This is a genomic window from Vibrio sp. V15_P4S5T153 (assembly GCF_963874485.1).
Lineage (GTDB): Bacteria > Pseudomonadota > Gammaproteobacteria > Enterobacterales > Vibrionaceae > Vibrio > Vibrio anguillarum.
In genome coordinates this window covers 55,226-70,136 of the sequence record NZ_CAWNHR010000023.1, presented here as the reverse complement: position 1 = coordinate 70,136, position 14,911 = coordinate 55,226, and the positions used below count along the sequence as shown (strand labels likewise).

Annotated in this window: 15 protein-coding genes and 1 riboswitch; of the genes, 9 read left to right on the top strand and 6 right to left on the bottom strand. The window is 43.5% G+C overall.

Annotated features, from left to right (window positions below; all coding sequences use genetic code 11):
• Positions 1–541 precede the first annotated feature (541 nt).
• On the top strand, positions 542–997 hold the full coding sequence (locus AACT42_RS24485) for an RNA recognition motif domain-containing protein (protein WP_017044858.1): 456 nt from the start codon (positions 542–544) through the stop codon (positions 995–997).
• On the opposite strand, the gene murI is transcribed toward AACT42_RS24485, so the two are convergent.
• Genes murI through AACT42_RS24470 form a run of 3 tightly spaced genes read right to left on the bottom strand, consistent with a single transcriptional unit; the run spans position 960 to position 4,358 of the window.
• Positions 960–1,763: a glutamate racemase gene (gene murI / locus AACT42_RS24480; RefSeq protein WP_026028593.1), complete on the bottom strand. Its 804-nt coding sequence runs from the start codon at positions 1,761–1,763 to the stop codon at positions 960–962. The two genes, AACT42_RS24485 and murI, sit on opposite strands and share 38 nt — an antisense overlap.
• Positions 1,764–1,793: 30 nt before the next feature.
• Positions 1,794–2,483: an ATPase gene (locus tag AACT42_RS24475; RefSeq protein WP_443085141.1), complete on the bottom strand. Its 690-nt coding sequence runs from the start codon at positions 2,481–2,483 to the stop codon at positions 1,794–1,796.
• Between the two features lie 45 nt (positions 2,484–2,528).
• Positions 2,529–4,358, bottom strand: a complete 1,830-nt coding sequence (locus AACT42_RS24470; RefSeq protein WP_013855458.1) for a TonB-dependent receptor domain-containing protein — start codon at positions 4,356–4,358, stop codon at positions 2,529–2,531.
• Positions 4,359–4,405: 47 nt separating this feature from the next.
• Positions 4,406–4,601, bottom strand: a riboswitch (cobalamin riboswitch).
• Between the two features lie 160 nt (positions 4,602–4,761).
• Here AACT42_RS24470 and trmA point away from each other — a divergent pair.
• Positions 4,762–5,871 carry a tRNA (uridine(54)-C5)-methyltransferase TrmA gene (trmA, locus tag AACT42_RS24465; protein ID WP_094123894.1) on the top strand — a complete coding sequence of 370 codons (1,110 nt, stop codon included), beginning with the start codon at positions 4,762–4,764 and terminating at the stop codon, positions 5,869–5,871.
• 135 nt (positions 5,872–6,006) lie between these two features.
• Here trmA and AACT42_RS24460 read toward each other — a convergent pair whose 3' ends face one another.
• From AACT42_RS24460 to AACT42_RS24450, 3 genes are read right to left on the bottom strand one after another with little or no spacing between them, the layout of a single operon-like run.
• A complete protein-coding gene (locus tag AACT42_RS24460) occupies positions 6,007–7,878 on the bottom strand; it encodes a hypothetical protein (protein WP_094134151.1) in 1,872 nt (623 codons plus the stop codon).
• A 56-nt stretch (positions 7,879–7,934) separates the two neighbouring features.
• The gene (locus tag AACT42_RS24455; RefSeq protein ID WP_094134152.1) at positions 7,935–10,478 is read right to left on the bottom strand and encodes a S8 family peptidase; all 2,544 of its coding nucleotides are present in this window, start codon (positions 10,476–10,478) and stop codon (positions 7,935–7,937) included.
• Between the two features lie 12 nt (positions 10,479–10,490).
• Entirely contained in the window at positions 10,491–11,663 is a 1,173-nt protein-coding gene (locus tag AACT42_RS24450) for an AAA family ATPase (RefSeq protein WP_001113665.1), read from the bottom strand.
• A 47-nt stretch (positions 11,664–11,710) separates the two neighbouring features.
• On the opposite strand from AACT42_RS24450, the gene radC reads away from it, so the two are divergent.
• From radC to AACT42_RS24415, 7 genes are all read left to right on the top strand, one after another.
• Positions 11,711–12,184: a RadC family protein gene (radC, locus tag AACT42_RS24445; RefSeq protein ID WP_001068470.1), complete on the top strand. Its 474-nt coding sequence runs from the start codon at positions 11,711–11,713 to the stop codon at positions 12,182–12,184.
• On the top strand, positions 12,181–12,618 hold the full coding sequence (locus AACT42_RS24440; protein ID WP_161441830.1) for a DUF2787 domain-containing protein: 438 nt from the start codon (positions 12,181–12,183) through the stop codon (positions 12,616–12,618). Before radC ends, AACT42_RS24440 begins: the two co-directional genes overlap by 4 nt.
• Positions 12,619–12,669: 51 nt before the next feature.
• Positions 12,670–13,113: a DUF2787 domain-containing protein gene (locus tag AACT42_RS24435; RefSeq protein ID WP_094134154.1), complete on the top strand. Its 444-nt coding sequence runs from the start codon at positions 12,670–12,672 to the stop codon at positions 13,111–13,113.
• A 3-nt stretch (positions 13,114–13,116) separates the two neighbouring features.
• Positions 13,117–13,293 carry a hypothetical protein gene (locus AACT42_RS24430; protein ID WP_094134155.1) on the top strand — a complete coding sequence of 59 codons (177 nt, stop codon included), beginning with the start codon at positions 13,117–13,119 and terminating at the stop codon, positions 13,291–13,293.
• Positions 13,294–13,431: 138 nt separating this feature from the next.
• Positions 13,432–14,199: a WYL domain-containing protein gene (locus AACT42_RS24425; RefSeq protein WP_094134156.1), complete on the top strand. Its 768-nt coding sequence runs from the start codon at positions 13,432–13,434 to the stop codon at positions 14,197–14,199.
• Positions 14,196–14,564 (top strand): hypothetical protein, encoded by a 369-nt coding sequence (locus AACT42_RS24420; protein ID WP_094134157.1) that lies wholly within the window; start codon positions 14,196–14,198, stop codon positions 14,562–14,564. Before AACT42_RS24425 ends, AACT42_RS24420 begins: the two co-directional genes overlap by 4 nt.
• 47 nt (positions 14,565–14,611) lie before the next feature.
• Positions 14,612–14,839: a hypothetical protein gene (locus AACT42_RS24415; RefSeq protein WP_094134158.1), complete on the top strand. Its 228-nt coding sequence runs from the start codon at positions 14,612–14,614 to the stop codon at positions 14,837–14,839.
• The last annotated feature ends 72 nt before the right edge of the window (positions 14,840–14,911 follow it).

Genomic DNA, 14,911 nt, shown 5'->3' with positions numbered 1-14,911 from the left:
AAAAAGTAATTTTAAAGCTATTGTTGTTCCAACAGAACAACAATGAATTGACTGTGCCAAAATCAAGTAAACTTGATTCTGATTGGTCACTCAGTTCATTGATAAATCTTTTTTGATTATCATCAACGAGTGCCCACACAGATTGATAGGTTTATATTGTTAAAGAGCGTTCCTGTCGAACAAGACCGTTAAGTCCGTGTCGCTAGGGGTGCGAATAATACGCTTTAGCTTTTAAGAGTCAAGAGTTATTTTTAACTATCTTTCTCTTTCAACTAGTAACTCGTTTGTGAGGCTTGCCTCACTCCGTGTCAGTGAGGCGGCATTATAGGGAGGTTTTACAATGTGACAAGTTCTTTTTTAAAATCACCTTTCATTCGCTTAAAAAGCCACCAATGTCGCGTTTTATTGAATAAAACTTCAACATTTGAAGGTTATCACAGCAATTGGTTGGAAAAACACCAAGCATAAACGTAAGATTGATGTGTCTATTTTGTTAATCCTAGACATCCTTCTTCTTTTACTTGATATGTAGTATTCCAATATGAACTCTAATAAATCGATTTTACTGGTTGCATCTCTTGCAATAATAGGCGCAATCCTTTTTTCTCTGGTCGCGCTTTCTCCCGCAATTACTTTTGTTCTTGGTGTTGTCTCTTCCGCTCTTGTTTTTAAATTTTTTGGCAGCAAAACGCTAACCGATGATGAGGAGTCAAAACTCTCAACGAAAACACTGTATGTCGGTAACTTGCCATACAAAGCGAATGAAGCTCATGTTCGTGAACTTTTTGCCAAATATGGAGAAGTCTTTGCCGTACGTTTGATGAAAGATAAGCGGACAGGCAAAAGGCGTGGATTTGGCTTTGTTGTGATGGCTTCTGCAAATGTAGATGGTGCTATTTCAGCTTTGAATGAGAAAGACTATATGCAGCGTACATTGAAAGTACGTGTGGCGAATGATCCTAAACATCCTGATGACGATATGTTTGAACAGGAGTAAAACCTAAGTGAGCTAATCGGCTATTGAGCGCGCTTTCTTCCCAAGGAGGTGCGCTTGATAATATCTTGTGTTGTTTGATTTTGCATTGTGGCTCGCTTTTAACGCCCAATAGCTCTTGCACACGACGAGCAATAGCTTCTCCGGAATCCACCAGCACGACACTCTTCCCTAATACGGCTTGGATCTCTTCTTTTATTAATGGGAAGTGTGTACAGCCAAGGACCGCCACATCAATACGGTTCACCAAAGGGCTAAGAATCTCTTTTAATTCTGCAAGATCGACAGCTTTGCCCCTCAATTTTTCTTCTGCCATATCTACTAAGCGTGTTGACCCTAGCAATTCAACATTCTTGTCCGATGAGAAATCTCGAATCAAATCGTGAGTGTATTGACGAGTGATAGTCGCTGGGGTAGCAATGAGTCCCACGGCTTTATTTGCCAGTGATGAGGCAGGTTTAATCGCAGGGACAACCCCCACAACTGGTACAGCAAGACAAGAACGCAGCTTGGGTAAGACGATGGTGCTTGCGGTATTACAAGCAATAACGACCAAATCAATGCGCTCTTTCACCACGACATCGCTTACCAACCTAACCACACGCTTAATTAACACCTCTTGATTGAGCTCTCCATAAGGATAAGCTTCATTGTCAAACAGATAGATGTAGTTTAATTGTGGTAGTTTGGCTTGGACCTCTTGATAAACCGATAACCCACCAACACCAGAGTCAAAGATAAGCACATTAAGCTGAGACGGTTGCGACACTCTGAGCACCTTATAATGAAAACGTTCCGATCATACTCGCTCTTTATCAATTGGCAATGCTCTTGCTCGGTATCTTTGGTGACAAAAACGTTCCCCCAGTTGGAGATGCGTCAACTCTAACTCCAGTGTTCCACCCAAAAAACAGGGCGCGTCGGTGACCAGTGTATGAAACTCGCCATTTTCGCCACACGGGTCAACCTTTGCTGGTAAAGAATCAATAAACGCTCGTCCATAAGGTTGTCCACAATAGTCTGGCGTGAGGCTCTGGCCATCTGTCGTCATCACCATGGTTTGGATGCCGCGATTTATGATCTCTCGCGCAAGAGCGCTACTATCTTCGCCTAACAAGGGCAACACACACTCCCAGCCAGCCGGTTCAATATAGCTTTTGCGATACTGCGCAATACCGTTACAGAACATATCGCCAAAAGCAACGGCGTCTATCTCTAATCCACTTTGTTTTAATGCGCTGATGATGGTCGATTGATAAAGCTCGTTACTTGGAAATACGGCAGGCAGCTCTATTTTGACAACGGGTAATTTTAAAAGTCGTGCTTGTAGCTCAATTACATACAAAGGGGTGGCTTGAAAGGGCACTTCATCTTCAACATAAGTGGTAAAAATGCCCACCACACAATAACGGCTATCTTCCAGTAATCGCTCTAAAGTGAGGGTTGAATCTTTTCCACTAGACCAACTGACAATAACGTTCTTTTTCATCATCACACTCGCAAAGTAAAAACCGCCCACTGGCGGTTTCAAAAATTAGAATTGATAAGCAACGTTGAGGTAATAAGCTCGCTCTGGCGCTTTGTAACCAATCGCCGTTTCATACTGCTCGTTAAATACGTTATCGATTCGACTGCGAACAATCAGATCATCATTCATCCAGTAGCCAACCGACATATCCCATAAGTTGGTTGCGGAAATGTAGTCGTCACTCATGGGCGATGCTGTTGGAAGATCAAGCCGTTTGCCTGTGTAAGTATAGGTAGCGTTAAACTCAAACTTACCGAGATTCATTGAGCTGATCCATTTATAATTTTGCTTTGCACGACGTGCCAGTTGGACATCGTTATCATCTTTGTGATCTTTAAACTCAGCCACAACCGTATGGTTAACAGGCCCAGTATCAAAGTTCACATCAAACTCTAAGCCTTTAATCCGAGCATCAGTGTTGTCTGAATACCAGTCATCTGAAGAAGAGGCTGGTTTATACCAAATGATGAGGTTATCCACTTTGTTGTCATAAGCAGACAGATTCCATCTTGCAAACGAATAGACACCCGAGATGCCGAGCTCTACATTTTTTGACTCTTCCGGTTGTAAGTCTGGAGTAGTGCTTAAATCTGAATACGTTGGTGCCTTAAAAGCAGTACCGTAAGTAGCGCGCACAAAATGAGCTTCGTTAAGTTGATACCCAGCCGCCACAGACCAAGTTGTATAATTGTCATATTGATCGTATTCGTCATAGCGAATATTGGATTCCAACACCCAGCGATTGACATATAACCGACCAGAAGCGAACGCACCTTTGGTATCTCGGCTTTCACCAGCTAATTTATGAGCACTGCCACGATTTTTCGCGTCATCGGCAAGGCGTTCACGGCGAGCATCAATACCTGCACCGATTTCCGATGTTGATGTCAGTTGGTAGAGATTGGCCCACTGCAGCTGCGTAAGACTGATATTGGCCTTAGTGCTGGCATTTGCCCGACCTTCCGCCAGTGAATAATCTAAGTTCTCAGTTTGCTGGTAGTTCAAACTGACCAAGCTTTTTAACTGTTCATTGTGATAATTCAGTTGGCCAGTAACGCTTTCATTTTGTGAGTAACCCTGTTTAACCGAACCATAAGAGTCATATTGAGCATCACTGTCAAACCAGCTTGCAGAAACATAGCCAAGCCAATGCTTACTTAATTGATGCTCATAACCAGCTATCAGGTTTTGGCTATCAAAACCATATTGGGTACCGTTTCCCGTCTTTTTAATATCATAGCCATCGGTTTGTTCAAAACCTGCCGCTACTTGGATATGCCCTTGTTCGTTCACATCCGCTTTAGCCACTATATCGGCTTTTTTAGACGCAAGGCTGCCAATGCCCAGCGCTAATTGTTTAGCATCATCGCCTCGGTGAGAGCGAGTGATAATATTGATCACACCGCCAATCGCATCAGAACCATAAACTGACGCACTCGGACCACGAATAACCTCTAGGCGTTCCACTAAACCAATCGGAAAACGATTAATCGCCACACCACCTGCAGATGAATTGATACGAATACCATCCACCAATACCAACACATGATCACTGTTCGTTCCGCGCATAAAAATAGACGCATTGTGTCCTCGCCCACCATTTTGGGCGATTTCCACGCCGGGGACTCGGCGTAATACTTCGGTTAATGAGTTGGCTTGATACTGTTCGATCTCTTCACGTGACACAACGGTTACTGAAGAAAGAACTGAGGATTCGATTTGCTCGAAACGGTTAGCCGTCACCACGAGCGACTCTTCAGTGTTTTGAGCATAAGAAGAAAATGAGGCATACGGAAGCAGCGATGCTACAGCCGCCGCTAAAAGGGATTTATTCATATTGTGATCCTAATTCGCGTAAGTCCTACCAAATCAACCAAAAGATGGCATAGATTTGGCTGCTGGCAGGTATTCGGACTTGAGAGCTCTTGACCTACTAACCCGACTTCCCACAGCATTTTCCTGCAGTGTCATATTGGGTGTTCGTTCTCTCTTACCGCTGCGCGTCAGTTCTGGATTCACACCAGATTCCCTTTTCGGCCATCTATACCGCTAGATAGCACCAGCTGAGGGCGATACTATGGCTCTATTGATAATTTGTCTAGTACTGATTGGTGTCAGCTATTTTTGTTAGCTCGCAATTAATGACTAATTCAGGACAAAACTGGACAAGCGCGAGGGATTGAATAAAATCTGCGCTCTTTATTATTTGAATGCACCATACCCAAGCAAAGGTAATACCATGGCGACTCTTGATGTAAACCCACAACACTACCAGCAACAGTTGGCGGAAAAGACCGAGCGTCTGACCCAAATGTTCGCACAATACAACATGCCTCAGTTGGAAGTGTTTGAATCACCAGAGCAGCATTACCGTATGCGTGCAGAATTTCGAGTTTGGCACGAAGGTGATGAGCTTTATTACATCATGTTCAACCAAGAAACGCGTGAAAAATACCGCGTTGACCAGTTTCCTGCGGCCAGTCGTTTAATTAATGATTTGATGCCACTTTTGGTCGATGCACTTAAAGGCAGCGACTCACTGCGTCGTAAACTTTTCCAAGTCGATTTTCTCTCCACTCTTAGTGGTGAAGTACTGGTTTCTCTGCTTTATCATCGCCAACTCGATGAAGAATGGATAACCCAAGCAAAAGCATTAAAACAGCGTCTCAATGATGAGGGATTCAACCTCAATTTGATTGGCCGTGCACGTAAAATGAAAGTCGTGCTCGATCGAGATTTTGTGATTGAGAAGCTGAACGTACATGGTCAAAGTTATATTTATCAACAAGTGGAAAACAGCTTTACTCAGCCAAACGGTACTGTCGCACAAAAAATGTTGGAATGGGCCGTTGACTGTACGCAAGAGAGCCAAGGCGATTTATTAGAGCTCTACTGTGGGAATGGTAACTTTTCACTGGCATTGGCGAAAAATTTCGAGCGAGTGCTCGCAACCGAATTAGCCAAACCTTCTGTTGATTCCGCGCAATACAACATTGCGGCGAATAAAATAGACAATGTGCAAATCATCCGCATGTCTGCCGAAGAGTTTACTCAAGCGATGGAAGGTCAACGTGAGTTTCGTCGTTTACAACAAGCGGGAGTTGATCTCAAAAGCTATCGTTGCAACACCATTTTTGTTGACCCACCGCGCTCGGGTATGGATATCGATACCTGCAAAATGGTGCAAGGCTACGAGCGGATTGTGTATATCTCCTGCAACCCAGAAACCTTAAAAGAGAATTTAGACACTCTATGTGAAACACACAAAGTGACTCGTTTCGCTCTATTCGACCAATTCCCTTACACCCACCACATGGAAGCAGGTGTGCTGCTAGAGATTATTAAATAAGGGTTTAAACGACTTTTAATTGTGGCAAAAATCGTTCTGGGTACGGCTTGGGGTACGGGGCAATAAAAGTCTAACTCCAAGCCATCACAAGAAAAGGGCGTTACCTTAATAGCCCCTTTGACTAACAGCCAAATATTACCGCCTTGAGATAGAACCTCTTACACGCTGTACAATTACAGCATCATGGCTAGTGAAGTGGTTTAAGCTTGAGAGTTTGGTATATATTGGGCTGTTCGTAAGATCCAATTCATCTGCATATACGTTGAGGGCATTGAGGAGCCAACCACCAAGTGCAACGATGGCGCCCCCCTTGATTCCTGCCATCTCCATTCCAGCTCCAGCAGCGACAGAAGGGAATCCTGATATGTTTAATCGCGACATTCGTTCTTTATTTTTTTCAATTTTAGCCACTTCTTCCTTGAGCGCTCTCAGCTTATGAAACCGCTCACCTTCATCCATACCTGCAAACTGATTAACGATATTGGGTAACGAGCGCATTAGGCTATTAGACAACGCTGAGTCGAGCTCAAGAATGTCCATATCGTTATCAATAGCAAATATTTCATTAAGCAATGTACCTAACTCAGATTCTTGAATCTTCTGCGAGTGAGAGCGAACGCCATTGTAAAAACCAGTGATCACCTTGCAGGCTGCGACTTCTGAATATTGCTCACCATCAAAAGGAAAATGATGAGCCCTAAGTCCTTGTGCGTATTCATACGCCATCGCCGCTGTTGACAATTCAAGATGAATATCCCGCCCTCTGCGTTCAAAACCTTTGGCCGCAATCATGGAGACACCCAGCCTATGCGTTGATACAGCCCCCTCTTTATTGACCATGTATTCACCATATTGCCATTGCTCTGAAAGCACTTGCGCAAGGTTTTGTATAGACGCATTTTCAATAAGGGAACATTGATGAAGGAATTGATATTGCTCATCACTTGAGAAAGTGGTTCCAATTATCCCTGACTTATTCTGTATGCCTCGAATAGTTGAGGCAGCAAGCCGCCTTGAGAAAATTATCGAGTCTGGTGCAACCATAAGGATATCCGCCAGTAACTCCTGAGAATAACGGTGAATATTCTGTGGCGCTACAAACAGTAATCGACCGCGTGCGACCAGCTCTTGAAACTCATATTGACCCAGCTTAAACATTTCATAGAAGTACTCTGCCCCCTTATCCAATGGCAATGCAATGATGACCTGTTCGTACAGAGTTAAGTAAACCCTCAAGTTCTGACGCGGAAAAACAGACGCATCCACGAAGCAACGTGACTTATTTTCAACAAATTTAGGCAAAAGGAACGGAGCTTTTTGGTCTGTATCATCGCCACTGAATACCGACTGTCGATTTTGAACCCAAAAATCTTCATCCTCCTCATACCTTGTGAGCAAAGGCTTGGAGAACTGCTTTTGCATTAATCCACTAGCTGTGAGTAGTAGGTTATTGTGAGTATTAGATTTGTACTCGACCTTTCCTGGAAAATGGGAGATGGTAGGATCAAATTTAAAAACAAAGTCATAGCCTTGATAGCCTAGAGCCTCACAAATTAGCTGAATCTCTTCTTGTTCACTGATCGTTATCTTCGATTTGAAAGTCAGGTTAAATTGGTTGGTGTTAAATAAAAAGTCCACATGAAATGGATGATATTTCTTAGGAATGTGTAGCACGAACAAGTTGATGGTTTCATCCATCGTCATAGGCTGCCCATGTGTGAGCGACTTTTCTAACCTGCTGCGCGATTCTATCAAACGAAACGCTTGTGTAACTTTACTAACTATCTTGCCCGTTGGTATACCAGCAGTATGGTACTTACGATAGTGTTCACTTAGTTCATCAAGCAGTGATTCATTACCTTCTACATCCGATATAACGGCATATAACCCCTTACCATCAGTAAATAGACCTTTGTGGTCATACCGGTGAGTATCAAATCGAAAACGCTCATAATCATGTCTGATAGCGTCCATTAAGGGTATACTAAATGGAAATGTGTCGGTCATTTGTTTTGCCTTACCTCAGACATAAAAACACGCCCGAAGGCGTGTTAAATAAATCATCAATTAGCGATCTCGACGGTCGCTTGTACTCTCACTTCATTTTCAATTATCGTCTTCACTTCACTATATAAATCAACATCAACTTCTGGAACAGAGAGCGATACGACTAAAGCATATCTAGCTTTAGAGTTATACCGCTCATGTGCTTTTCGTGTTTTCCACCAACCATTTGCTGGATAAATAGCAATTTTCCCTCTAGCAGCTAAATCAGCCGCACTACCGCGCCAAATATCTTTGTGGATAGAACCCTTATGGCGCTGCTGCTTTCCGATGAGCCAATTACCATCTTCAAGAGCATCTGGCTTATCTCCATCAGCCTTAGCATTTATTCTTCGCATAAATTGCGCATCTGACTCACCATGATGCTTAACATCAAATCTAAGTTGATGACTAGCATAATTGTATTTATTTAGTACGTTGCGACTTGAAGGATTAGGCTCGATAAAGTAGGAAAGAGTTATCGTTAATTCTACGTTTGCTTCACCTATTTTTAGCAATTCACCTTTCGGCCAAGGTAAATCGTGTAAGTGCATATCTTTGGTTTTGGTATCACCTGAACGAGGCTTAATAAAAGGTTGTAACTCATCCTGAATCACCATTGAAAGTGAATTGTCAGCACTGTTAAGAGCTTTTTCCAAATTAGGTACACCATAGCCTACTTTTCTAATCAACTTAACCATATCTGATTTTTTGATGCCATCATCTCCACGTTTTACAGAAATAAGTGCATACATTGCATCAGTCCAATCAGCAGAGTGCACAGCTAAAGCTCTTACCGTTTCAGGCCAGATATCACTGTAGTGGGACTTAACCTGTGCAGAGAATCTTGCAGCTAATGCTGTTGCAGCACTTGTTGCATGTGATGTTCTAAAATGTCTCTGCGAATAATCATTGTTGGTTGTTAACAGGTGCAAGTCAGGTTCATTGCCGCAAAAACCATCTTCATCTCGAGCAATATTACCCCCTTCAAATACAACTTCTGGTTTGAAAGGAGCATTACTTCTGTCCCACAATAAAGATGTTGTCGAGTATGGAGACAAACTTCCACGTGGAGCTAGAGGCATTAAATCACTCGACTGAGATAAACTATCCTTCTCAGTGAAAGCCCCAACAGTTAAAACATTCCATGCTTGTGCTGGATCATGAACATCACTCAAGTAGTTAAGATCGGGGTATTCTGCGCTACCATTGATTCTTGTGTTACCAGCACAAACAGTGAATAAACGAGGCGTCATTCCCTCTCCTGAATAATCTACCGCCAGCATATCCATAGCACTAGACCAAGAAGACGGTCTCCCCCTATCCGTTCCTTTACCTGAAGAAAGAGACATAGAAAATATGCGGGAGCGTTCGGGTTTATATATCTCCATTTCAGACACAGCGTTCGTTGTTACTATGCCCAGCGACTTACCTGCATTGTCACCATTAAACCTCATGGTTTTAATCGATTCAAGTCTGTACCCAACAACCTCCTCATTCAAGGAACCGAGTTTTTCAGTCAAATCTCCCCACATTGCCAGCCCAGCCATCTCTGTTCCATGGCCAAGAATATCGGTTGGATCGTTATCATCGGTAATCGTTCTTTGATCAGATAAATCTGAAAAAGGAGCAAGTAATGGATGCTGAACGTTTACTCCAGAATCAATAATACATACGTAGGGAGAACTATCAGAGTAAGAGTGTTTTAGACGCTGCAAAAGTTCGTCAGTCCATTCCTTTTGTTCATGATTATGCATCGCATCAAAAAATTCAGCGGTAACCTTAGGAAAGCGAATCTCTGCCACTCTGAAAAGTAGTGAAGCACTTTCTTCCAATTTCTTTTGGCTAGTAAATACTTGAACGACTGTATGCTCTGGAAACCGTAGTTTATGCTCAGATACTCGCATATCAGCGATAGTAGCTAATCGCTTAAAATCAGATAAAATTTCTTGATAATGGTTGTGTGTCTGCCGGCTCTTTCTTGGCGTGGCTAACCAAACTTCCCACCAAATATTTTCTTCTTTATTTTCAGGAAGAAGACTTTCATCGTCTGCCCAAATAGCAGAAAAAGCCGCTCGTTTAATACTCTTTATCGAATCAATGAGTTTTTGGTGATCACCTGAATTACCATTGGAAAGTATCCTGCGCTCTTCATATTCATTGAGTTTTTTCTGATAGAAGCTCAGTTTCCCTTCAGGCACAAAAGCAGTTGCTATTGTCGTTGTCTGCCCTTCATGTTCAACAGTTTTAACATTGTGTAACACAATACCTTGAGGATCATTTGCTAAGCTCTCTACAGCCATCATTACATCTGGGAAGCTTTCGAATTCAACCTGGATGCCAATCCCCATATTCATTTCTGAAGACGGTATGCTTGTCTTAAGGTCAGCAAAGTCATTTGCTACATTTTGAATATCATGCCTTAACTTGGCACTATGGATTGATCTATCTTTTGCGGGGATTTCAACTGGAGATCCACCACCTCTAGCAGGTGATGTAAACTCGTGAGGGCTAGCTGAAGAATTAAAAAAGAAGTGAGGTTTATTGAATTCGTTTCGAGCCATTAAAGTTCCTTCTTACTCCATAAAGTGTTGGCTGATGCTTTTCCTATCTTCTACTGCTTGCTGAAGCATACTAATCGTAATGAAATTATGGTCATGAATAAGCATTTCTTTGATTGCATCATTGGCAGCCAAAGTAATTTCTGCATTGCTCAGGCCTTCAGACATAGAAGGAAGTTTCTTCCAAGAGAAGTTTTTAGCAACATATGGCTTTAAGCGACTTTTAAACAACTGGACAATTTCATCTTCAGAAGGTAGTTGGTATTTAATTACATCATCAAAGCGCCTAAACAAAGCGTGATCAAGGGCTTCTAAATGGTTAGTCGCACAGACGATGACACTGTTAGAGCTATCTTGCTCTATCATTTGTAAAAAACTATTTAAAATACGTCTCGCTTCACCGACATCGTTATTAGAACCACGATGTGAACCCAGAGCATCAAACTCATCAAAAAAGTAAACTCCTCTGACTTCTCGAATCGTATCAAAAATCTGCCGTAATTTAGCTGACGACTCACCTAAATACTTAGTGATAACTGCATCTAGACGCACTTCAAACAAAGGAAAATTGAGCTCACCAGCAAGAACGGAAGCAGTGAACGTCTTCCCTGTGCCCGGTTTACCAGCTAGCAGTAACTTGCGGCGAGGGGAAAGACCATGATTTTTTAGCGTAATCAAGTGTTTCTGCTCTCTAACCAATCTTTCCAGTCTTTCTTTCACTGCGGGATTAACGATCAAGTCTGAAAACCTAAGTGTTGGATGACTTGTTGTTAATAAGCCAGAAGAATCCTTCACACTGCTTGCAATGGACACCGGTAAATTTTTTGCGCTATTTTTCTTTGCTTTTTCAACTAATAACTTAAGCTCTTGTGCGAGCTTATCATGTCCATTTCTAGCTTCGTGCGCCGCAACCTGAAGCGCGACAGATAAAAATCTGTCGTCATCTTTGTCTATATGCGATTGCATCAATGCTTTAATTTGAGTAGAACTAGCCATGAAAATTCGGTCATAAATTGGTGTATAAGCGTTCAAATTGTACATGAAATGGTAGCTTTCATCCATAAAGATTAAAGTGTTCAGACTCACACGAATCCTACTTTTATCTAGTGTTTCCAGTTCCAGTACCTTACCCAGTGTAAAATGATTCACACAACAATCACCGACCTCAACCCAAAAATCTTCAGGCATATGTCATCAATGTGAATACCCATCATTGATTCCGACAGGAGCCTGAAATGAATCCCAAAACTTCCGATTACCAAAAGCAGCAACGCTATCAGGAAAATGAAATCCTAGAGCATGCGGCTGAAATACTGGCTAACCGCTACGTACGTGGAGATGCCCTAACTAACCCTGATGCCACCAAAGAGTACGTTCGCTGTAAGCTAGGCAGCTATGAGCGTGAAGTGTTTGCCTTATTGTTACTGGATAACCAAAACCGACTTATTGAGTTTAAAGAGCTGTTTCAAGGAACGGTGGATGCGGCCAGCGTCTACCCGCGAGAAGTGGTGAAAGCGGTGTTAGAAGTGAATGCCGCAGCGGTGATATTTGCCCATAACCATCCATCCGGTGACTCAACACCGTCTCAAGCCGATAGACGCATAACCGAAAGACTCAAAGACGCTTTAGCGCTGGTGGATGTGCGAGTGCTCGACCATATCGTGACAGGCGATACCTGCACCTCATTTGCTGAAAGGGGGTGGTTATGATTGGGCAACATTACGGTGATCTTTCTATTGATGATACTTTACATCAGTCACTAGAAGCACTTCTGAATAGATACACTCTCCCAGAGAACGCTGAACGACTCGTGTTGAACTGCCGCCAAATGAGTTACTACCGACATCGACAAGGTTTGCATCCGATAGAGGTACAGCTTAAACGTGAGTCAGCCTCAAGCCCTTGGCTGGTGGTGTTCTTTGCCAGCTTCTCTTATCCCGATGACAGCAGCACAACTGTTGAGCCTGAGTTGTACTTTCACCTTGCTAACCGCTGGTGCTATCAACCCGATGTGGGGAGCACTGATTTATCCCATCCAGAGGTACAAGAGCTACTCTCGGTCTGGATGAAAGCCTTTGCCCGTCACCTTTCCAGAAACGTCTTTGATGATGTGCAACTGACAATGGTCGGTACGTTCCACTAAATTCTCACTCTCTCATTTCTTATTTGAATCCTGAAACAAGGAGGACTCACTATGTCCAAATTAACCTTCACAGCATCATCACTACCTGTGTCCAAGAAACTGCATAAGCTGCTAAGTGAACAGTTCACCGCTCATTTACTGACTAATGAAGCACTGACCACCAGCCGTTATCTGGTGTTCAACTTTCGCGATAAAAGTTACAGCGCGGAGGAAGGCGGCTTCCATCCGGTTGAGATGGGGATTTGCCAAACCTCAACAGGAGAATGGAGCATCGAATACATCACCGACTTTGCTTATATAGGTAACTACTATCCAGAGCTAGAGCGCAACTTGGATTTTGATTTTCGGGTTGGGCAGTTCTTTGTTGCTTATCGTGGCTGGCTACCAATGCAGGGTAGCCGTGATGCCAAAGAGCAGTATCGCCTATGGGAGAATAACTTTCTTACCTATGTCGATATGGACGCTTACAACGAGATAGCCGTCACCCCGCAATAACTCATGACTTCTCTTCTTCTACAAACCATCAAACTTGTCACTGCCCTCATCACGCTGTTTTCACTTTCCCCGTTCTTCGGTGCCATTGGAGCCCTATCCACTTTAGGTTTTCTGGTGGTGCTATTAATTGGGTTATTGGCAGCGATTGCCGAGCTCAGTGATAAGTATAAGCCTCGTTAATGTTAATCGGCTCACGCTTTGGTGATGCCGATTGATGCTGTTTTCACCGTTGGACATTATGTGTCTGACCCACCTCTATTCTCCCGACATTAAATGTCCGACTCCGGTGTGGAGCTTTGATGTATTGAGAGCGTAGTCATGAGCAATAAAACCAGCATTGAAGGGTTATCCGCTTTGCTGCACACGCTGATGCTTATTCCTCAACATCGATGGATCACCGTTAGGGAATTGCAGCAGCAGTTAGCCCTACTCGATATCCACCGCACCACTCGCAGCATTAAACGTTACCTCGATGAAGTCATTGTGGAGGTGTTTAATGTGGAATGTGATTCGATGAGCATGCCTCATGTCTATCGGAAAACCTCAGAGCAATTGTGGAAGCTCAACAAGCAGGAAATGCTCTATTGGCAATTGACCAACAGGTACTTACTGCCGCTTGTTCCTGATGCACTGAATTATGGGCAAGGGTCCTCCTCGGAGAGAGACAAACCCTTGCCACAAAAGGGTTCAGTACATTCAAAAGAGCAAGCATGGTTAGCCAAAGTACATGTAGAATTGCCCACTATTCGCGAGTGGAGTGACGAGCAACGGCACATGTTGAATGCGGTACACACGGCATTACTGCACAACCGTATGCTCAAGATCTCTAGCCAAGTATTGCAGCAAGAGAAGGCGCTCATTGAGCCACTGGGACTCTCGGTTCAGTGTGACGCGCTCTTGCTGCTCTTTCGATTATCCGGCCAACACACGATACGCACCCTAGCCTTGCCTTTGATTGATGAGGCCAGTGTATCGACGTTTTCTTTTACCTATCCGACTGATTTCAATATTGAGCAGTTCATGCGTGAACACGATGAAATCAGTACGCCTGAATTTTACTCACCGATAAGGAGAGCACCGTTATGATATTAATCAACACCCCACTCCGATACGCCGCTATGAGCGTGCTGTTTATCGGACTCACCGCTTGTGGCGACCAAGAAGAGACTCAAGCAGCAACGGCTGATATTGAAGTGTCGATATCGACTAACTCGCACTGGGGAACATTGGTCTTTGACCTGCAAGCTATCACTGACAACACCGTAATCAGCAATGTAGTGATTAACCGTGGCAACTGCCGATTACCCGCAGGCACAGCCTCAGAGCTATCAAGAAACGTTTCATTGCAGTTCGGCCAAACCTACACCGGATACAGCAACAACTGCACCGTGGACAGCGTGAAAGAAATCGAAGTCACCTCCAGCGCGGGCACCTTTGTCTACACCTTCTAACTTTCAATTCCCAAATAACACACTCAACCAACTCGTAAGGATCAACCATGAAAAAGTCATCTCTACTTATCACTACAGCGTTAGTTTTCTTTGCCTCTTCCGCCTTTGCTGGTGGAACACTGGGCGGCAACCCATCCACAGATTCGGGTGCAGTCAACGCCAGTGTGGGCAAATGCACTCAATACAAAATGGATGTGAAAGCAGCGCAACAGGCAGGCAAAGACGTAGCGACCATCACCGTTCCTGAAGGCTGTGAAGCAGTCAAAGAAAAGTAACGCCACCAGCAGGGGTAAAAACGACAATGGGGAGCAATCACGCTCCCCATTCTTTTTTTTGCTTCTGTACCT